This window comes from Lysobacter sp. A289 (assembly GCF_054072675.1).
In genome coordinates this window covers 52,122-72,026 of record NZ_JBSVRN010000002.1, presented here as the reverse complement: position 1 = coordinate 72,026, position 19,905 = coordinate 52,122, and the positions used below count along the sequence as shown (strand labels likewise).

13 protein-coding genes are annotated in these 19,905 nt (G+C 66.6%); 5 read left to right on the top strand and 8 right to left on the bottom strand.

All coding sequences use genetic code 11. From position 1 onward, the window contains the following. Positions 1-207 precede the first annotated feature (207 nt). Positions 208-870, top strand: coding sequence for a DUF2306 domain-containing protein (locus ACW5DN_RS12410; RefSeq protein WP_456963126.1), 663 nt, complete (start codon positions 208-210; stop codon positions 868-870). Here ACW5DN_RS12410 and ACW5DN_RS12405 read toward each other — a convergent pair. The 5 genes from ACW5DN_RS12405 to ACW5DN_RS12385 all read right to left on the bottom strand — a co-directional run bounded on the left by ACW5DN_RS12405 (position 815) and on the right by ACW5DN_RS12385 (position 9,263). Further along, positions 815-1,915 carry a helix-turn-helix domain-containing protein gene (locus ACW5DN_RS12405; RefSeq protein ID WP_456963125.1) on the bottom strand — a complete coding sequence of 367 codons (1,101 nt, stop codon included), beginning with the start codon at positions 1,913-1,915 and terminating at the stop codon, positions 815-817. The genes ACW5DN_RS12410 and ACW5DN_RS12405 overlap by 56 nt on opposite strands. 49 nt (positions 1,916-1,964) lie before the next feature. Continuing rightward, the gene (locus ACW5DN_RS12400; RefSeq protein ID WP_456963124.1) at positions 1,965-3,827 is read right to left on the bottom strand and encodes a DUF885 domain-containing protein; all 1,863 of its coding nucleotides are present in this window, start codon (positions 3,825-3,827) and stop codon (positions 1,965-1,967) included. Positions 3,828-4,011: 184 nt separating this feature from the next. Beyond that, positions 4,012-6,081, bottom strand: a complete 2,070-nt coding sequence (locus tag ACW5DN_RS12395) for a metallophosphoesterase (RefSeq protein WP_456963123.1) — start codon at positions 6,079-6,081, stop codon at positions 4,012-4,014. 40 nt (positions 6,082-6,121) lie between these two features. Beyond that, entirely contained in the window at positions 6,122-8,920 is a 2,799-nt protein-coding gene (locus tag ACW5DN_RS12390) for a TonB-dependent receptor (protein WP_456963122.1), read from the bottom strand. A 169-nt stretch (positions 8,921-9,089) separates the two neighbouring features. Beyond that, on the bottom strand, positions 9,090-9,263 hold the full coding sequence (locus ACW5DN_RS12385) for a hypothetical protein (RefSeq protein ID WP_456963121.1): 174 nt from the start codon (positions 9,261-9,263) through the stop codon (positions 9,090-9,092). A gap of 40 nt (positions 9,264-9,303) precedes the next feature. Here ACW5DN_RS12385 and ACW5DN_RS12380 point away from each other — a divergent pair, with 40 nt between their 5' ends. The 4 genes from ACW5DN_RS12380 to ACW5DN_RS12365 all read left to right on the top strand — a co-directional run bounded on the left by ACW5DN_RS12380 (position 9,304) and on the right by ACW5DN_RS12365 (position 15,030). Further along, on the top strand, positions 9,304-10,248 hold the full coding sequence (locus ACW5DN_RS12380; RefSeq protein ID WP_456963120.1) for a DegV family protein: 945 nt from the start codon (positions 9,304-9,306) through the stop codon (positions 10,246-10,248). Positions 10,249-10,382: 134 nt separating this feature from the next. Next, the gene (locus ACW5DN_RS12375; RefSeq protein WP_456963119.1) at positions 10,383-13,889 is read left to right on the top strand and encodes an amidohydrolase family protein; all 3,507 of its coding nucleotides are present in this window, start codon (positions 10,383-10,385) and stop codon (positions 13,887-13,889) included. Positions 13,890-13,961: 72 nt separating this feature from the next. Then, positions 13,962-14,306: a hypothetical protein gene (locus tag ACW5DN_RS12370; protein ID WP_456963118.1), complete on the top strand. Its 345-nt coding sequence runs from the start codon at positions 13,962-13,964 to the stop codon at positions 14,304-14,306. Between the two features lie 28 nt (positions 14,307-14,334). Next, positions 14,335-15,030, top strand: coding sequence for a Dph6-related ATP pyrophosphatase (locus tag ACW5DN_RS12365; RefSeq protein ID WP_456963117.1), 696 nt, complete (start codon positions 14,335-14,337; stop codon positions 15,028-15,030). Positions 15,031-15,041: 11 nt separating this feature from the next. On the opposite strand, the gene fghA is transcribed toward ACW5DN_RS12365, so the two are convergent. Genes fghA through ppc form a run of 3 tightly spaced genes read right to left on the bottom strand, consistent with a single transcriptional unit; the run spans position 15,042 to position 19,904 of the window. After that, positions 15,042-15,872, bottom strand: coding sequence for an S-formylglutathione hydrolase (gene fghA, locus ACW5DN_RS12360; protein WP_456963116.1), 831 nt, complete (start codon positions 15,870-15,872; stop codon positions 15,042-15,044). A gap of 45 nt (positions 15,873-15,917) precedes the next feature. Next, positions 15,918-17,027: an S-(hydroxymethyl)glutathione dehydrogenase/class III alcohol dehydrogenase gene (locus tag ACW5DN_RS12355; RefSeq protein WP_456963115.1), complete on the bottom strand. Its 1,110-nt coding sequence runs from the start codon at positions 17,025-17,027 to the stop codon at positions 15,918-15,920. Between the two features lie 48 nt (positions 17,028-17,075). After that, the gene (gene ppc / locus ACW5DN_RS12350; RefSeq protein WP_456963114.1) at positions 17,076-19,904 is read right to left on the bottom strand and encodes a phosphoenolpyruvate carboxylase; all 2,829 of its coding nucleotides are present in this window, start codon (positions 19,902-19,904) and stop codon (positions 17,076-17,078) included. Position 19,905 lies beyond the last annotated feature (1 nt).

Below are 19,905 nucleotides of genomic sequence, written 5' to 3'. Positions count from 1 at the left end.
CGACCGCTACCTGCGACCCACGGGTGCCGCGCGAGAACGGCGGCCTGCCACGGGCGTATCCGGCCGCGGACCAGTAGTCACACCGGGGACCAAGCCGTACGACTCCCCGGTTTCGCACCCCGGCCGGGGCCGGTTACGCCGTCTGGGACGACCTTCAAAGCCAAGCCAGTCACTCTTTCTCCCGGTTCATCGATCCGGGAGCAAGAGATGTTTGATTGGCTGGGGAAATTGGCCGGATGGTCGATTCGCGGAGTGTTCACCCTGGCTTGCGTGGGGGTGGCGGGCTACGCGTTTGCGTACATGTACGGCGAGTTCCGTCCGGGCGACCCGTTCGCGGCCCAGTTCGCGATCTCCGGCTGGGACGTGCCGGCGCATTTCTTCGCCGCCGGGTTGGCGCTGCTGCTGGTACCGCTACAGCTCAGCACGTCGGTTCGCTGTCGCCTGCCGCGGCTGCACCGACTGGGCGGTTGGCTCTATGTCGCCGCGGTCGCGATCGGCGCCGGCTCGGGGCTCTCGCTGGCGGAAAACGCACAAGGCGGCCTCGCTAGCACGTTGGGGTTCACCGCGCTGTCGCTGCTGTGGCCGGTGGTCACGGCAATCGGGATCCGTCACGCGATCGCCGGCAACACCGCCGCGCACCGACGCTGGATGTTCCGCAGCGCGGCGCTGACGACCGCGGCCATCACCCTGCGCTTGATACTGGCGACCGGCGTGATACTGCAGTGGCCGTTCATTCCCGTCTACATCGCCGCAGCGTGGTTGTCGTGGCTCATCAATCTGGCGATATGCGAGCTGATCCTGCGGTGGCCGGCGATCACCCGGCATGTCCGCGCCTATAGCCGCTTGGCGTCTCACCCCGTTGACGCTTGAACGCCGCGTTGAAGGTGGACTTGGACGTGAACCCGCACGCGTAGGCGATATCGAGGATGGTGCGTGCGTCCTCGGGATCGGCCAGGCAGGCGCTGGCCGCGTCGATGCGCTGGCGGTTGATGTACTCCCAGAAGTTGCCGCCGAGGCGCCGGTTGATGACCGCCGAGACCAGGTACTCCGGATAACCGCTGCGCTTGGCGAGCTGGCCGATGGTCAGCGCCGGTTCCCGGTACAGCCGCTCCTCGCGCATCAGTCGCGACAGCCGTGACTCGACCTCGTCGAAGCGCGGGTCGTCCGCCTTGGCCGGGCCATCATCGATGGGCGTGGCCGACGACGCAGCTGACAGCTCCACCACGGGCGGTTGCCCGAGGCTGAAGTAGCCGACCACGCACACCCACGCCGCGACCGCACCGTAGATCAGGTAGTAATCGACCACGGGGATGCGCACCGCCGACTGAACCGCTGCAATGCCCCAGATCACCAACTGGCATACCGCCATGATCGTGATCCAGCGCAGCGGCTGACGGTCGGCATCGGAACGATGCTCGCGGAGCTGCCGGTGGTAGCGCTGCGCCCGCACCAACGCGGCGACGATGTAGGCGAACGCGTATGCGAAAAGCAGCGGATTGAACCACGCAGGCAACCACGACCCGTTGCCGTTCTGGAAGCGATCGAACACCGCCGCCGTTTCCTCGGCACCCAGCAGGAACAACCCACCCGCCCAGACCAGTACGAAGGCGAAGACGGCGAAATGCCCCACGTCGCGCCAACGTGGCGCGCGCCCGGTCGTCAACACCCGCACGTACAAATAAAACAGGCTGGCGTACAGGAATGGAAACAACGCGACGAACCGGGCCGGCTTGAACAACCACACCGTCGGCTCGGCCAGGAACATCGCCTTGATCGCCAGGTCCACGCCGATGATCGCCACCCACGCCGCCAGAACCCGGTTCGCGGCCTGATTGGGCCGCCGCCGCGACAACGCAAGCGCGAGCAGCACCGCTTGTGCGGCGCCGATCGCGTAGATGACGACCCAGTGGTTCATCGCATTTCCGGTGATGTTTCTCCCGGCATGGTGCCTGACATGACGGGCGTCAGACCTTTTTCTCGCCTGCAATCCACTGGTCGATCTTGCGCTCCAGAAGCATCAACGGCAGCGCGCCGCCGCCGAGCACAGCGTCGTGGAAGCCGCGGATATCGAAGTCCTCACCCAGCTCGGTCTCGGCCTTCGCGCGCAGCTCCTGGATCTTGATCATGCCGATCTTGTAGCTGGTCGCCTGGCCCGGCCAGGTGATGTAGCGGCGCACTTCGGCCTGGACCGCCTCCAGCGGGATCGAACTGTTCTCGGCGAAGAACGCCACCGCCTGCTCCTGGGTCCAGCCCTTGGCGTGCAGGCCGGTGTCGACCACCAGCCGGATCGCGCGCCACATCTCCGAAGTGAGCCGGCCGTATTCCGAGTACGGGTCGGCGTAGGTGCCGGGCATCTCGCGCGCCAGCCACTCCGAGTACAGGCCCCAGCCTTCCGAGTACGCGCTGAAGCCGGCCTGCTTGCGGAACTCCGGCACGCCTTCCAGCTCCTGCGCGATAGCGATCTGCATGTGGTGGCCCGGCAGGCCCTCGTGGTAGGCGATGACCTCCAGCTCGGTCTTCGGCATCGCGTTCATGTCGGACAGGTGTGCGTAGTACACGCCCGGGCGGCTGCCATCCGGCGTGCTCGGGTAGTAGTGCTGCGCGGCGCCGTCGACCTCGCGGAACGACTCGACCCGCTTGACCACCAGGTCCGCCTTCGGCAGCAGGCCGAAGTAATTGGGCAACTGCTTCTTGATGGTGTCGATCGCCGCGGTGGCGTCGTCGATGTAGGCCTGGCGGCCGGCGTCGGTGTCGGGGTACTTGAACTGCGGGTCGGTCCGGACGAAGTGGAAGAACTCCTTCAGGTCGCCCTCGAAGCCGACCTTGTCCTTCAGCGCCTCCATCTCGCCGCGGATGCGCGCGACCTCGTCCAGTCCGATCTGGTGGACCTGGTCCGGGGTGAGGTCGGTGGTGGTCGACGCCGCCAGGCGCTCGGTGTAGTACGCGGCGCCGTCCGGGTGGGTGGTGCCGACGCCCGACGGGTTGACCAGCGCATTCGGCAGGTCGGCCTTGTACCAGGCGATGACATCGGCAAAGGCCGGCTGCACCGCCTCCACCAGCGCCGCGCGGGCGGCGTCTTTCAGTTCCTGCGCGCGCGCCTCGTCGATCTTGCCGGCCTTCACCAGCGCATCGGCCTTGGCCTGCGCGTCGGCCCACAGCGCGCTGTCCTCGCCATCAGTGAACGGTGCGCCGGTGATGACCTTGCCGGCCTGCTCGATCACGCCTTCATGGGCGAAGCGCGGCGGGCGGATGTCGAGTCCGGCCGAGCGCTTGACGTGGTCCATCAACTGCCCGAACGCACGCGGCACCTCGCGCAGGCGTGCGACATAGGCGGTGTAGTCGGACTCCTCATCCACTTTGTGGAAGTTGATCAGGAACGTCGGCAGGAACGACTGCGCCCCGCCCATCTGCTCGAACGGATAGTGGTGGTCGCTGAAGCGGTCGGCGGCCTTGGCGGCCTCCGTCTGGTACACGAACAGGTCCCACGACAGCTTGGCGTCATCACCCAGTGCGTCGTAATCGAAAGTGGACTTCATCTCCTCGGCCGCCGCGACCTGCCAGGCCAGCTGCTTGGCCGCACCCTCGCGCGACATGTCGTCGAGTTCCGAGTAGCGATCCTTGCGGCCGAGGAACGCCATCCGGATCGGACTGAACTGCAGTTGCTCCTCGTACTTCTGCTCGAACCATTCGTTGAGGCGCGCGTCCGTGGTAGCTGCGCCGGCCTGGGCGGAGGTGGTCTCAGGAGTGGTGGCAGCCGTAGGCGCGCCGGGCGAGCAGGCGACGCACAGGGCCAGGGTGAGGGCGGATACGACGAGGGTGCGGCGCATGGGAGCTCCGGACTGAAGTGGGAGCGGCGCCCCCGGAAGGCTGATCATGCCGTAAACGATGCCGCCGGCGCAGTGTGCCGAAAGGCCCGGGCAGTGCGACGTGGCGCCCCAAAACGCAAAGAACCGGCCGTGCACGGTGCACGGCGCGTACTCGTGGCCGTGACCGTGACCGTGGTCCGGCCCCTCAGAACGGCGAGGGCTTGTCCGACAAGTCGATCAGCTCGTTGCTCCCCAGGTCCAATCGGACATGCTCGGACGGCGCGCCTGCGGCGAGCTTGAGCATGATCGCCATCAACGGCTTGAAACGCGCCTGCACCACGTCGCCGATGGTGTTGGCATTGCTGACGCGCTCGCCGTGCATGACCAGGCTCGCATCGGTTTGTCGCAGGGCCCGGGCGATCAGTTGGTAGTGGGCCGCGCGCTCGGCGGAAATATCGGCGAATGCGAGGTCGCCGGCATTGGCCAGGCGTACGAAATCACCGACCATTTCGAGTGCCTGCCACCGGGCTAGGTCCTCCAGTTGCATGCCGCTGGCCCGCGCCAGCGCACGCGCCGTGGCTTCTGCGGCGGCGAGGTCCGCCGCGAACGCGGGATTGCTTGCGCCGCTGCCGCCCGCGTCGGACAGGCAGTCGAAGAATGCCGTCGAAAGCCCAGCGCGCGCACCAGTATTGGCCAGCTCCTTCAGCGTGACCTCAGTCTGCAGTTGCGACAGCACGAGCAGGTCGGCGCCGGTCAGCGGACTTTTGACGAGTTCGCGCATGTCGCAGTGCCAGTCGTCGTTCAACAGACGCAGGCGTACAAGCTCGGTCATGTAGCGATGGGTGAAATCGCCATAGCTTGTCGCGTCCAGGATGGAGAGGTTCCATAGCGCGGGCTTGGTGTAGGCATGCTCGGCGCGATAGAGGTCAAACAGTTCGTCGAAGCGCGGCACCTCGTCCAGCCGCACGGTCTCGACCTCGATCCGGGCGGTGCCGTCGAGCGTCATCAGTTTGTAGGCCGGCACATAGGCGGCCAGGGACGGCGCCTGGATGTTGAACAGCGCGGTACCGCCACCGTAGTTGCGCACGGCCATGTCGTTGAAATGCATATGGCCGCCGACGTGCACCTTCAGGCCGGTTTCGGCCAGCGCGCGGGTGGTGTCCTCGGCAGGCCGGCGCACCAGCTGCATCGCGTCCGCGCCCAGCAGCGCCTCGATATCGTCCGATGCGCCGTTGTAGAACTCGGCCATCGGGAAGTGGCTGAACGCGATCACCTGCTTGCCCCGGGCCTCGCCGCGGGCCACGACACTGCGCAGCCACTCGATCACATGCGGCTTGTGGCGGATCATCGCGTTGTAGCCCTGGTTGCCCGAGCCGGTAAGGTCGTTGGGCCCGGGGCCGGTTGGTACATAAACGTTGGCATCCAGCCCCACCAACCAGACGCCCTCGACCGGCTCCACCACGTACGAGGTGTCGGTGACCGTCTTGCAGAAGGTGTGGCAGATCTCGTACTGGCGGTTCACCCAGTCGGCCTGTTCCAGCGCCGTGGGGTAGTCGTAATCGTCGTAGTTATAGGTGCTGTAGGGCGTCTCGTAGTAGAGGTACTGCGGCTTCGGCATGAAGCCGTGCTGCGCCAGCACCTGCGTGATGCCCGCGTACCCCATGTGCCGCACTTCCTGCGTGCAGTAGCTCACGCCTACCCTGGACCACCCGCCCGCATACGGAGTGCTGCAATCGGCGTTGCCGCCGCGGCTGTAGATGGGCTGCGAAAAGCCGATCGCACCAGTGGCGGGATCGTAGCCGAGGTAGTCGTCCTTGCCTCCGGCCTGCTCGAATGGACGGACCGGGTCGTGATTGCCCGGAGCAGCGAAGAACTCGATGCCGTGCCTGGCCGAGTACTCGTCCATGAGCCGGGCGAGTCCGCGCATGTGGACCGGCTGGCCGTCGTCGGAAAAGTCACCGGGCAGCGCGATGTACTTCACGCCGCGTGCCACCGCGTTGTCCAGCGCGGCGATGAACGCGAAGTAGTTCTCGTTGAACAGGCGCGTGGAGGTCAGCTGCGCCTGCATGGTGCGGACGGTGGCGTTACGGCTGTTCCGGGGGTTGCGCACCCCCGGGAAGGACCCGTCCTGGAACTCCGCGTAGACATCGTGGAAGTGGATGTCCGGCATGAAGGCGATGCGGACCGGGGCGCGGGCGGACGCGGACGTCGGCGGCACGCCATCCGCCAGCAGTCCGGCCAGCGCCACCACCCCCATCGCGCGACCGAAGGACATCCGCGCCCTCATCGACTCATCGCCACGCGTGACTGCCGGCTCAGAAGTCGACCCGCACGCCCAGGCTGAGGCGGCGGCCGGACAACTCGTGCATCGTCGGGAACGACGGGTCCATGGTGTAGCCGGTCGTCTCCTCGTCGGTGATGTTGATGCCCTTCAGGCTGAGCTTGACGTTGTCGGTGACCCAATAGCCGACCGAGATGTCGGTCTGGCCGTAGGCATCGCGGTAGATCGGATACATGTTGTAGCCGAGGCTCTCGACGTACTCGTCCTTGTAGTTGTACGACACACGCGCGTCGAAGCGCGCGTTGTCGTAGTACAGGGTGAAGTTGTAGGTCTCCTCGGCCAGGCCCGGCATCGGCGTCTTGATGCCGAGCGCCGACTCGCCAGCGAGCGAGCTGTCCAGCGAGGTGTAGTTGGCGTTGATGCCGAAACCTTCCAGCGAGGGGTGCAGCATGCTCAACGGCAACTGCGCGATCAGCTCGAAGCCGTCGACATCGTAGGAGCCACTGGCGTTCACCGGCTGGTACACGTCGAAGTCGTAGTAGCCGGCGAGCGTGCCGTTGGCGTTGTACACCGCCACGTCCGGTACCACCCCGGTCAGCGCGTTGATGACCACACCGTCGATCTTCTTCTGGAAGTACGACGCCGCCAGCAGGCCACCGTTGTCCAGGTACTTCTCCAGGCCGACGTCCCATTGCTCGGCCGAGGTCGGCGCCAGGTTGGGGTTGCCGTCGGTGAAGCGGAACGAGCTCCAGCTGGCCGTGCGCTTGTAGGCCAGGTCGCTCAGGGCGGGGCGCATCATCGCCTCCGACGCGGCCGCGCGCAGCAGCAGGCCGTCGGACAGCTCGGCGGTCATGTTCAGGCTGGGCAGCACGTCCGAGTAGTCGCCCTTCTGCGACACCGGGTCCTCGGTGAAGCCCGGGGTACCGTCGGGGTTCTGGATCGGGTGGTAGCCGAAGGACACCACCGAGGTGTCGACGTAGCGCGCACCGGCGTTGATGAATATCGGGAACCGGCCGAGGTCGAAGTTGAAGTCGGCCATCGCGTACAGGGCGGTCGCTTCCTCGTCGACGCGGTAGTACTCGCCGTCGTCGAACGGCGTGGAGAAGCCGGGGTAGCGGAAGGTAGCCCGCGCGTAGTCATTGGACACCTGCTTCCAGGCCAGGTCGCGCGCCTCGTACTTCCCGCCCGGAACGATGTCGGTCACCCACTCCAGCTCGCTGTCGGCCAGGGTGCGGTCGCCGGCCCATGACTCATCGCCTTCGCCCGGCCCCTTGATGTTGCGTTCGCCGCGGTTGCGCTCCTTCGACTTGTCGGTGTAGCGCGCACCGAACTGCACGTTGTGCAGCGCCGGGAAGAACGCCAGGTCCAGCGTCTTGCGGAAGTTCACCTGCGCGGCGTACTTGTCGTCGCTCACCTTTTCCAAGCTGGTCTCGTACGCCTCGAACAGGTAGCTCTCGGGCGCGTCGTACATGTCGATGGTGGCCGGGTCGCCGCTGGGGATCGTCTCGCCGCCGGTGTCGGTCCAGCGCGTGCGCGACGGCGCATAGGCCACGTGCTTGAGGTTGGCGTGGTCCAGGGTCTTTTCCGCGCCGGAGTAGCCGAGCAGGCCATCGACGGTCCAGCTGTCGCCCTTCCAGTCCAGCGCCATGCTGTACTGGCCGAAGTCGCTCTTGTTGATGCGCTCCTTACTCAGGAACTCGTGCTGGGTGGCGGTGTAGGACACGTCGCGCAGCACCACCATGCCGTACTGGTCCAGGGTGGCGGCGTCGTACTCGTGGATGGTGTCCAGCGTGCTGCGGCTGGAGGCCGAGTAGGCCGCGGCGTCGTACTCGTCCTCGGTGGTGTCGTAGCCGCCGACCATGGCGTCGAAGGTCAGGCTGAAGTCGCGGCTGGGCCGGTACTGCAGCGCCGCAGTGGCGCCCCACTTGTCCTGGTCGTTGACGTAGATGCGGTCGCCGACCTTGTCCTGGAAGATGATGAGGTTGGTTTCGTCGCTGTTGTCCGGATCCTGGACCACGATCCCGGCGTCGCGCTCGAGCACCGCGGCCGCCTGCGCGCTGCGGTCGCCGCCGGCACCCAGGAACCGCGACATCGGACGGAAGTTGATCCCCGAGTTGGAGTCGGTGCGGTTGGTGCGCTCCGCCTTGGAGAACGACACCAGCGCGCCCCAGTCGCCCCAGGTGTCGCTGGCCAGGAACGAGTACTTGGGATCGGTCTCGCCGGAGATGGAGTTGTGGGCGCCTTCCGCGGAGAACGCCAGCTTGCGCTCGCTGTAGTCGAACGGACGCGCGGTGGAGATCTTGACCGAACCGGCGATGCCGCCTTCCTCGTCGGAGGCGATGGGCGACTTCTGCACCGTGACCTGCTGGATGATCTCCGAGGCGAAGATGTCGAACTCGACGTCGCGCCCGCCGCTGCCCGAGGCCGTCGCAAGGTCGTTGATCGAGACGTGGGTGTAGTCGGACGGCAGCCCGCGGACGTTGACCGCGGTGCCCAGGCCCTTGTTGCGCTCGATGGTCACGCCGGGCATGCGCTGCAACGCCTCGGCCAGGTTCTGCTCGGGGAAGTCCACCACGTCGGTGGCGACAATCGAGTCCGAGATGCCGACGTTGCTGCGCTTGATATCCACCGCCTGCTCGAGGCTGCGGCTGTAGCTGCCGGTCACCTGGACGGCGTCGAGTTCCGTGGGCTCGGCCGCGGCGTCCGACTCGCTCTGGGCCAGGGCCTGCAGCGGCATCGATGCCATGCCGGCAATCAGCAGGCCGTGGATGATCCGGCTCAGCGGCCTGGGTTGCGGCGCGAAAACACGGGTGGCTCGATTGCGATGCGACATGCTGTTCTCGTGGTTGTGTGGGGGTCCGCTGCAGCGGCGCACCGATCCAGCCATCGAGGGCGGGGATCGGCTCGTCATCGCTGGGCCCGCACAGGCTACGAAGGGAATGTGACGTTAGGATTTCGTAAAACGCGTGGGCGGCCAACGGCCAGAAACGGACAAGTCCGTGTCAGGCGTCCAGCCGCTGTGCCAGGTCAGGCGCCGGCGAGAATATGAATGCCGTGCCGCGCCGATCCTGGAGCAGCAGGACAAGTTCCACCAAGCTCAGCCCGTCGAACCATGGCAAGACGATTGCCTCGTCACCGGCACCGCGCACGACCACCCCACCGGCGCTATGCTGCAAGCATTCTGTGACGACGTCGTCATTTCCTCCAGGGGGATTCATGCGCATTGGACTGGTTGTCGACTCGGCATGCGACTTGCCGTTGGAGTACCTGCAGCAACACGACGTGACGGTGCTGCCGATCACCGTGCGCATAGGCGAGGCGGTGCTCGCCGACCATCGCAACGAAGAGGCGACGTTGGAGTTCCTGCACGCGCACGTCGCCGAGGGCGGCGCCGAGGCCGAGACCATGCCGTTCACGGTGCAGCAGATCCAGGAGCTGTTCCTGGGCCGGATGGTGGTCGACTACGACTACGTGTTCTGCATGACCATCACCAAGAGCCGCAGCCCGATCTTCGACAACGCCCAGCAGGCCAGCTTCGCGATCCTCAACGAGTACCGGGCCACGCGGTCGGCCGCCGGCAACAACACGCCGTTTGCACTGCGAGTCATCGACACTCAGAACCTGTTCGCCGCGCAGGGCATCACCGCGGTGGAGGCCGTCCGCCTGCGTGACGCCGGCGAGGGCGCGCCGAAGATCCGTGCACGGTTGGAAAACCTCGCCCTGCACACCCACGGCTACCTGGTGCCGCGCGACCTGTACTACCTGCGTGCCCGCGCCCGCAAGAAGGGCGACCGCAGCGTCGGCCTGCTCAGCGCTGCGCTCGGCAGCGCGCTCGACATCAAGCCGGTGCTGCATTGCAACCGTGGCGAGACTGGCCCGGCGGCCAAGATCAAGGGCTTCGATGCGGCGGTGGAAAAGGTGTTCGCCGGCACCATCAAGCGCATCCAGGCCGGCTTGATGACCCCGACGGTGTGCCTTAGCTACGGCGGCGAACTCGACGAGATGCGCCACCTGCCGGGTTATCACGAATTGCTCGCGACCTGCGCCGAGAACAACATAGAGGTGTTCGAAAGCGTGATGAGCCTGACCGGCATGGTCAACGTCGGCAAGGGCGCGGTGGTGGTGGGCTTCGCGTCCGAGGGCGGCATCCGCTTCGATTAATCCACGCCGAGCCCCAAGGCAACGGCAATGGGTGGCCGGTCACACGGCCGCGCCTCGACCCGGGACTATCAGCCTACGACCGCGCGTCGGATGCAGGCTAGGCTGCACGATTCGTCCGCCATGCGTGCCTGTCCATGACCCCTCGCCTGCTTGTCCTTGCGCTGTCCAGCGTGCTGTCCGCGTCCCTTGCCCTGCCCGTGCTGGCGCAGGACCCGCCGCCGAAGCCGCCGCAGCCGGCACCGCAGCCCGCCCCCCAACCGACGCCGACTCCGCCGCTGGATCGCGACACCAGCGACGCCACCGGGGACCCGGTGCAACTGGAGCAGGACGCGCTCGACCCGGTCGGCACCGACCCCGCGCAGGCCGCGCCCGACGCCGCCAAGGGCAGGACCCAGCGCGATGGCGAGGACGAAGAAGCAGAGAAATGGGACATCACCGCCGCGCACGGCCCGACCAAGACCGTGCGCTTCAGCACCGATGAAGGCACCTGGATGGATGTCGATGTCTCACCGGATGGCAACGAGCTGGTGTTCTCGCTGCTGGGCGACCTGTACCGCCTGCCCATCGGTGGCGGCACCGCGCAGCGCATCACCAGCGGTCCGGCGTGGGACGTGCAGCCACGCTATTCGCCCGACGGCGCCGAGTTCGCCTTCACCTCCGACCGTGGTGGCGGCAACAACCTATGGCGCATTGATACCGACGGCAGCGACCCGGTGCAGGTCACCGAGGAGGACTTCCGCCTGCTCAACAACCCGGCGTGGACGCCGGACGGCCGTTTCATCATCGGCCGCAAGCACTTCACCTCGGAGCGTTCGCTCGGCGCCGGCGAGCTGTGGATGTACCACGTCAGCGGCGGCAAGGAAGGCCTGCAGCTGACCGAGCGCAAGAACGACCAGCAGGATCTCGGCGAGCCGGCGGTGTCGCCCGACGGCCGCTACGTGTACTACTCCGAGGATGTCAGTGACGGTGGCGCGTTCAATTACAACCGCGACCCGCATGGGGTGATCTACGCGATCAAGCGGCTCGATCGCCAGACCGGCAAGACCGACACCCTGCTCGCGACCCCCGGTGGCGCGGTGCGGCCGCAGCCCTCGCCCGACGGCAAGTCGCTGGCGTTCGTCAAGCGCGTGCGCGACAAGTCGGTGCTGCACGTGCTCGACCTGGCCAGCGGCGAGGTGCGACCGGTGTGGGACGGCCTCAGCCACGACCAGCAGGAAGCCTGGGCGATCTTCGGCCCGTACACCGGCTTCGACTGGATGCCCGATTCCAAGTCGGTTGTGCTGTGGGCGCAGGGCAAACTGTGGCGGATCGCGATGCCGGGCGGCGAGGCGACCGAAATCCCGTTCACCGCGCAGGTCGAGCAGACCGTGACCGAGCCGCTGCGCTTTACGCAGGACATCGACGAGGGCCGCTTCGCGCCGAAGATGATCCGCGACGTCGCCACCTCGGCCGATGGCGACACGCTGGTGTTCCACGCGCTCGGCAAGCTGTGGCGCAAGTCGCTGCCAGGCGGCGAGCCCAAACGCCTGACCGGCAACGAGGGCCTGTACGAATACGAGCCCAGCTTCAGCGCCGACGGCAACAAGCTGCTCTACACCACTTGGTCGGACGCGGCGTTGGGCGCGATCTACGTGCGCAACGCCAACGGTTCTGGCAAGGGCACCCGCCTGACCGATGAGAAGGGCTTCTACTACAACCCGCGGTTCTCGCCCGACGGCAAGCGAATTGTCTACTCCAAGACCGGCGGCAGCGGCCTGACCGGCAGCCTGTGGTCGGTCGATCGCGGCGTCTACGTGATGCCCGCAGGTGGCGGTGAGCCGGTGCGGGTCGCCGAAAAGGGCAGCGCGCCGCAGTTCAACGCCGACGGCAGCCGCGTGCTGTACCTCACCGGCGGTGGGCTGGAGAAGAAGCTGATGTCGGTCGGGCTGCATGGCGAGGACGCGCGCGAGGTGTTCAACCTCAAGTACGTCGACGCGGTGCAGGTCAGCCCGGACGGCAAGTGGGTCGCGTTCACCGAGTTGTTCAAAGCCTATGTTGCGCCGATGGTCTCGATCGGCAAGCCGATCGAACTGGGCAAGGATTCCAAGGCGATCCCGGTGACGCCGATCAGCGCCGATGTCGGCAGCTACCTGCACTGGGCGGCCGACTCGGAATCGTTGCATTGGATGGTGGGCGACAGGTACCACTCGCGCACGCTCGATGAGAGCGTGGCATTCCTGCCCGGCGCGCCGGCGGACATCGCCGCACCGGTCCACGGCGGCGGCATCGCGGTCGGGCTGACGGTGCCGGTCGACGCGCCCGACGAACTGGTCGCGTTCACCAACGCTCGGATCATCACCATGCGCGACGCGGAGGATTCCGAGGAGGTCATCGAGAACGGCACCATCGTGCTGCGTGGTGACGAGATCGTCGCGGTTGGCACCAGCGATGCTGTGCAGGTGCCGGCCGGCGCCAACGTCATCGATGCGACCGGCAAGACCATCCTGCCCGGCTACATCGACGTCCACGCCCACGCCGCGCACTTCGGCCAAGGGGTCGTGCCGCAGGAAAACTGGGCGTACTACACCAACCTCGCGTTCGGCATCACCTCGATGCACGACCCGTCGGCAACCACCGAGTTCGTGTTCTCCGAGGCCGAGTTGCAGAAGGCCGGCAAGATGGTCGGCCCGCGGATTTTCTCGACCGGCACGATCCTGTACGGCGCCGATGGCGACTTCAAGGCAGAGGTGAACTCGCTCGATGACGCCCGCAGCCACCTGCGCCGGATGAAGGCCAACGGCGCGTTCTCGGTCAAGAGCTACAACCAGCCGCGCCGCGACCAGCGACAGCAGATCAACACCGCCGCAAGGGAGCTGGGCATGCTGGTGGTCGAGGAAGGCGGCAGCACCTTCCACCACAACATGACGATGATCCTCGACGGCGCCACCGGCATCGAGCACAACCTCCCGGTCGCGCCGCTGTACAAGGACGTGGTCGAGCTGTGGTCACAGACCGACGTGCGCAACACTCCTACCCTGGTGGTCAGCTACGGCGGACTGTCGGGCGAGTACTGGTGGTACGCGCGCGACAATGTCTGGGAGAACGACAAGCTCAACCGTTTCTTCCCGCGCGAGACGCTGGATGCGCGCAGCATCCGCCGCGAGACCGCGCCGGACTGGGATTATCACCACGTCGATGTGGCCAAGGCCGCCAAGGTCCTGCGCGATGCCGGCGTCGGCATCCAGATCGGCGGCCACGGCCAGTTGCAGGGCCTGAGCGCCAACTGGGAGATCTGGCTGCTGACCCACGGCGGCTTCAGCAATTTCGAGGCCTTGCGCGCGGCCACCATCGATGGTGCCGACTACCTCGGGCTGGACAGCGACATCGGCTCGTTGGAAGTCGGCAAGCAGGCCGACCTGGTGGTGCTCAACAGCAACCCGCTGGAGGACATCCGCGCCACCATCGACACCCGCTACGTGATGGTCGACGGTCGGTTGTTCGATGTCGACGCCGACATGGCCGAGATTGGCAACGACCAGATTCCGGAGCCGAATTTCTACTGGCAGCGCCACCGCGACGGTCAGACCTTCGGCACCGAATTCGGTCCGACCGCGGTCTGCCATTGTCCCAAGGGCCACGGGGCGCACGTGCACCTGGATTGAACCGACGGCGTGATTTCACGAAGACCCAATGCCGTCGCGACTAGGCTGTCATCCACCGCTGAAGGAGGCTGCATGGCCACTCGCTACTACATCACCCTGCCCGACGGGGCCCGTGCCCGCGGTGCCGATCCCGACCTGTCGTTCACCGCACACAGCGGCCCCGGCTTCGCCGCGGAGCTGCAGGACGCACTGCGCAGCAATGCCTTGTTCGAGCGTTGGCGCCGCAAGCAGGAGGAGCCCGACGAGGTCGACCGCTCCCTTGCCGCGACCGACGCCAGCGCGACCGTGGAAGGCGCCCAGGATGACTTGCACATCGACCTGGTGGTCACCACGTCCATCCCCGGCAACGTGCTCAAACAACGTTTGCGCCTGCTGGCCGGCAGCGCCTGGGAACTGCGTGACGTGACCGCCGCTTGAGCCCGCGCGCCACGCCGCTGCCGACCGCATGAAAAAGAATCTCCTGCTCGCTTGGAGTGGCGGCAAGGACGCGGCCTGGGCACTGCACCATCTGCGCCAGCGCGACGATGTCCGCGTCGTCGGCCTGCTGACCACGCTCAACGGAGACTTCGATCGTGTCGCCATGCATGGCATCCGCCGAGACGTGCTTTACGCGCAGGTCGCCGCCGTGGGGTTGCCGTTGCTGGAGTCGGTGATCCCCCACGGCGGCGACAACGACACCTACGAAGCCGCCTTCGCCGCGACCTTGACTGCCGCGCGCGAACGGTGGCCCGGCATCGACACCATCGCCTTCGGCGACCTGTTCCTGGCCGATGTACGCGCCTGGCGCGAGGCATTGTGCGATCGCCATGGCTGGCGGATCGAGACCCCGCTGTTCGGCGCCGATACCGCTTCCCTGGCCCGGGAGATGATCGCCGGCGGCCTGCGCACCCGTCTTTGTTGCGTGGATACCCAACAACTCGATGCCGGTTTCAGCGGTCGATCGTTCGACGCGTCATTGCTGGCCGAGCTGCCCGAGCGTTGCGACCCCTGCGGCGAGAACGGCGAGTTCCACACCCTGGTCCACGATGGCCCGATGTTCGCCACGGAACTGCGCATGGAACAAGGGGAAACCGTGTTGCGTGACGGCCGGTTCGCGTTTAGCGATTTCCATCTGGCGAGCCCGGCGCAACCGCTGCTCTGAACCCCGGCGACTTAGCCCTTCAGCGCCTTCGCGTGGTAGGCGATGTGCTCGCCGATGAAGCTGGCGATGAAGTAGTAGCTGTGGTCATAACCGGGCTGCAGGCGCAGCGTCAGCGGATGGCCGGCGGCTTCGCAGGCGGCACGCAGCAGTTCGGGCTTGAGCTGGGCCTGGAGGAAATCGTCGGCGTCGCCCTGGTCGATCAACAACGGCAAACGCTCGTCGGCGCCGGCAATCAGCGCACTGGCGTCCCACTGCTTCCATTGTTCGCGGTCGTCGCCGAGGTAACGGGTAAAGGCCTTCTCGCCCCACGGCACCTGGCTGGGTGCACCGATGGGCGCGAACGCCGATACGCTGCGGTACATGCCGGGATTGCGCAACGCGATCACCAATGCGCCGTGGCCACCCATCGAGTGGCCACTGATCGCCCGCGCGGTGGTGGTCGGGAAATGTGCATCCACCAATGCTGGCAGTTCCTGCACCAGGTAGTCATACATCCGGTACTGCGCCGCCCACGGCTCGCGGGTGGCGTTGAGGTAGAAGCCTGCCCCTTGGCCGAGGTCGTAGGCCTCGTCGTCGGCGACACCCTCGCCACGCGGACTGGTGTCGGGGGCGACCAGGATCACGCCATGCTGCGCGGCGTACTCCTGGGCACCGGCCTTGGTGATGAAGTTCTGCTCATTGCAGGTCAGCCCGGACAGCCAGTACAGCACCGGGCACGGGCCCTGCCTTGCCTGTGGCGGCAGGTAGACCGCGAATTTCATGTCGCAGCCCAGCGTGCTGGAGGCGTGTTGCCAGACTTCCTGACTGCCGCCGAAGCAAGCGTGTTGTTCGATACGTTGCATGTGCGCTCCCTGATTGCGTCGCTACTGACGGCTGTTGCTGCGGGCTCAGTAGTGGATCACCGTGCGGATCGACTTGCCTTCATGCAGCAGGTCGAAGGCCTCGTTGATGCGTTCCAGCGGCAACTGGTGGGTAATGAACGGATCGAGGTCGATCTCACCGCGCATCACCTGCTCGACCATGCCCGGCAACTCGGAGCGTCCCTTGACGCCGCCGAACGCGGAACCGCGCCAGACCCGGCCGGTGACCAGTTGGAATGGCCGGGTGCTGATTTCCTGGCCCGCGCCGGCGACACCGATGACCACCGACTCGCCCCAGCCCTTGTGGCAGCACTCCAACGCGGCTCGCATGACGTTGACGTTGCCGATGCACTCGAAGCTGAACTCCACGCCGCCGTCGGTCATCTCGACGATCACGTCCTGGATCGATTTGTCGTGATCCTTCGGGTTGACACAATCCGTCGCGCCCATCGACTTGGCCAGTTCGAACTTGTCCGGGTTGGTGTCGATCGCGATGATCCGGCCGGCCTTCGCCTGCACCGCGCCCTGGATCACTGCCAGCCCAATCGCTCCCAGGCCGAACACGGCAATCGTGTCACCCGGATTCACCTTCGCCGTGTTGTGGACGGCACCGATGCCGGTGGTCACCCCGCAGCCGAGCAGGCAGACCTTCTCCAGCGGCGCGTCGGGATTGACCTTGGCCAGCGACACCTCGGCCACGACCGTGTACTCGCTGAACGTACTGCAGCCCATGTAGTGATGGATCGGCTCACCGTTGTAGGAAAACCGCGTGGTGCCGTCCGGCATCAGTCCCTTGCCCTGGGTGGCCCGCACCGATGAGCACAGGTTGGTCTTGCCCGAGGTGCAGAATTTGCACACGCCGCATTCGGCCGTGTACAGCGGGATCACGTGGTCGCCGGGCTTGACGCTGGTGACGCCCTCGCCGACCTCGACCACCACGCCGCCACCCTCGTGGCCGAGCACCGCCGGGAACACGCCTTCGGGATCATCGCCCGACAGCGTGAACGCATCGGTGTGGCACAAGGCGGTGTGGGAGATCTTCACCAACACCTCGCCGGCGCGCGGCGGCTCGACGTCGATTTCGACGATCTGCAGGGGCTTTCCGGCTTCGAAAGCGACGGCGGCGCGGGATTTCATGATCGGGCTCCAGTGCGGGGATAGCCCCAATGATAGGCGGTGCGGGCCTCAACCCGTATTCTGGATTCCCGCGGCGATGCCGTTGACGGTCGCCATCAATACTTGCAGCAGCGCATCGTCGTTGCGCTCGCCGGCCCGCCAGCGTGCCAGCAGGTCGACCTGCAACAGGCTGATGGGATCGACATAGGGATTGCGCAGGCGGATCGACTGGCGCAGGCGCAGGTCCCGGGCCAACAGCTCGTCCTCGCCCTTGATCGCCAGCACGGCATCGCGGGTGCGGGTGAACTCGGCGACGATTCCCGGGTGCATCAGCGCGTGCAAATCGCCCTTCCCGGTCGAGGCTGGCACATCGGCGGCCAGCTGCGAGTAGCGCTCGAAGATCCCCAGGTCGGAGGAGCCCAGGACCATTTCGATGTCGTCCACCAGTGCGGCAAAGAACGGCCAGTCCCGGGCCATCTCGGCCAGCATTTCCTGCCCGTGGCTTGCCAATGCACGCTCCATCGCAGTGCCCACGCCGTACCACGCGGTCAGGCCCGAGCGGTTTTGGGCCCACGAGAACACCCACGGGATCGCGCGCAGCGACTCCACTCCGCCGGCGCCGGTACGCTTGCTCGGACGCGAACCGATGCGCAGCCGCTCGATCACGTCGATCGGGGTGGCGGCGCGGAAGTAGGCGGTGAAATCGGGATGTTCGTGGATCAGCGCGCGGTAATGCGCACTGGCGTCCGCGGCCATCTGGCTGGCAACGCGGCGCCATTGGGCCTCGCGAGGGTCGGCGGGTCGCGGGCGCAGGCTCGCACGCAACACCGCGCCGGTGGTCTGCTCCAGGTTGCGCAGTGCCAGCGCACGGATGCCGTACTTGCGGTGGATCACCTCGCCCTGCTCGGTCAGTCGCAGGGTGCCGTCAACCGAACCGCGCGGGGCGGCGATCACCGCACGTTCGGTCTTGCCCCCGCCGCGACTGATGGAACCGCCACGGCCGTGGAAGAACGCGATCCGTACGCCACTCTCGCTGGCCAGGGCAGTCAGTTCGATCTGGGTCTGCTGCAAGCTCCAGCGCGACGCGACGATGCCACCGTCCTTGGCGCTGTCGGAGTATCCGAGCATCACCACCTGGCGGTTGCCACGCGCTGCCAGGTGGGCGCGATAGACCGGGTCGGCAAACAGCGCGCGCATGGTGTCGGCGGCGGCGTCCAGATCGGCGATGGTCTCGAACAGCGGCGCGACGTCCAGCGGTACCGCGCCGTGTGCGATGGTCGTGCCGGCCCGACCGGCCTGGCCGTAATCGGCTTGCGCGTCACTGGCTTGCCCGTCATCGCTTTCCACACAGCCGGCCAACCGCGCCAACGCCAGCACCGCCAGTGCATCGGCCGCGCTGCGGCTCATGCTGACGATGTACGGACCAAACACCCGTTGGCCGTAGCGCGGGCGGAGCCGGGCCACGGTGCGGAATACGTCGAGGGTGCTACGCGCCACGTCGGCATCGGCATCGCTTGGCACCAAGCTGCCATCCATCATCGCGTGCAGCTTGCGCGCGCGCTCGGCGGGCTCACGTTGTTCCCATTGCGGGTCATCCAGCAAGCCGGCCAGAGCGACGTCGTGCATCGCCGAATCCTGGCGCAAATCCAGGCTGGCCAGATGGAAGCCGAAGCAGCGCGCGCGGCGGAGCAGGCGCACCACCGCGAAATCACCGGCGTGTTCACCGCGGTGGGCCAGCAGGCTTTGGTGGATCAACTCGATATCGGCCACGAAGCTCGCCGCATCCGGATAAGCGGACGGCTCGTCATCGGTGGTCATCCGCAACCGCTCGGCCATCAGCGTCAGCAGGTTGCGATACGGCATGTCGGCATGGCGCGGATGCAGGTTTTCGACGCCGGCCGGCAACAGTTCGCGGTAATGGTCGACCCTGTCCAGCACCGCTTCACTGACCGCCACCCGACTCAGGGACTGGCTCAGCAAGTCCTCGAGCTTGTGGATATCGCGTCGATACGCGGCCAGCACCAGCGCCCGCTGCCGGGCCAGGGTCGCGGCAATGGTGTCGGCACCGACATTGGGATTGCCGTCCATGTCGCCGCCGACCCAACTGCCGAACCCGAGTACATCGGGCAACGCCACCGCGTCCCCGTAGTGCTCGGTCAATGCCGCCTGGAAGGCCTCATGGAAAACGGGCAGGACCCGGTACAGCACCTCGGTCAGGTAGAAGCCGACGTGCTCGAACTCATCGGCGACACTCGGCTTGGCGGCTGGCGCCTCCACGGTCTGCCAGCTTGCGGTCAGCGCCATGCGCATGCGCTCGCGATCGGCACTGCGCTCGGCGGGCGTACGACCACGGTCGATGTCGTTGACCAGGCAGGTCACGACCTCGCGTTCTTTCTTCAGTTGTACCCGGCGCACGGCCTCGGTCGGATGAGCGGTGAATACCGGCTCGATCCGCAGCCGCGACAACACCGTGCCCAGTTCGTCCGCACCCACTCCCTGCGCGGCGAGCCGACCGATGACATCGTCCAGACTGGCGGGCTGGGCACCGTGGTCGGCACGCTCATGCTCGCGGCGGCGGCGAATGCGATGGACCCGCTCGGCCAGGTTGATGGCCTGGAAATAGGTCGAGAACGCGCGCACCAAGTCACTGGCCTGCTCAATCGGCGTGTCCGCCAGGGCATCGGCCAATCCGGCTACCGGCTCGTCGTTCTCGCGGCGGGTAATCGCCGCGCGGCGCAGGCGCTCGACCCGGGCCAGGAAGTCCGGGCTGCGTTGCTCGGCAAGGATCTCCCCCACCAGCGCCCCGAGTTGCTTGACGTCCTCGCGCAAAAACTGGTCAGTGGGTGCGAACTCGACGCTGCGCAGGGAGTCGTCGGTCGTATCGGTTGGGATCTGCATC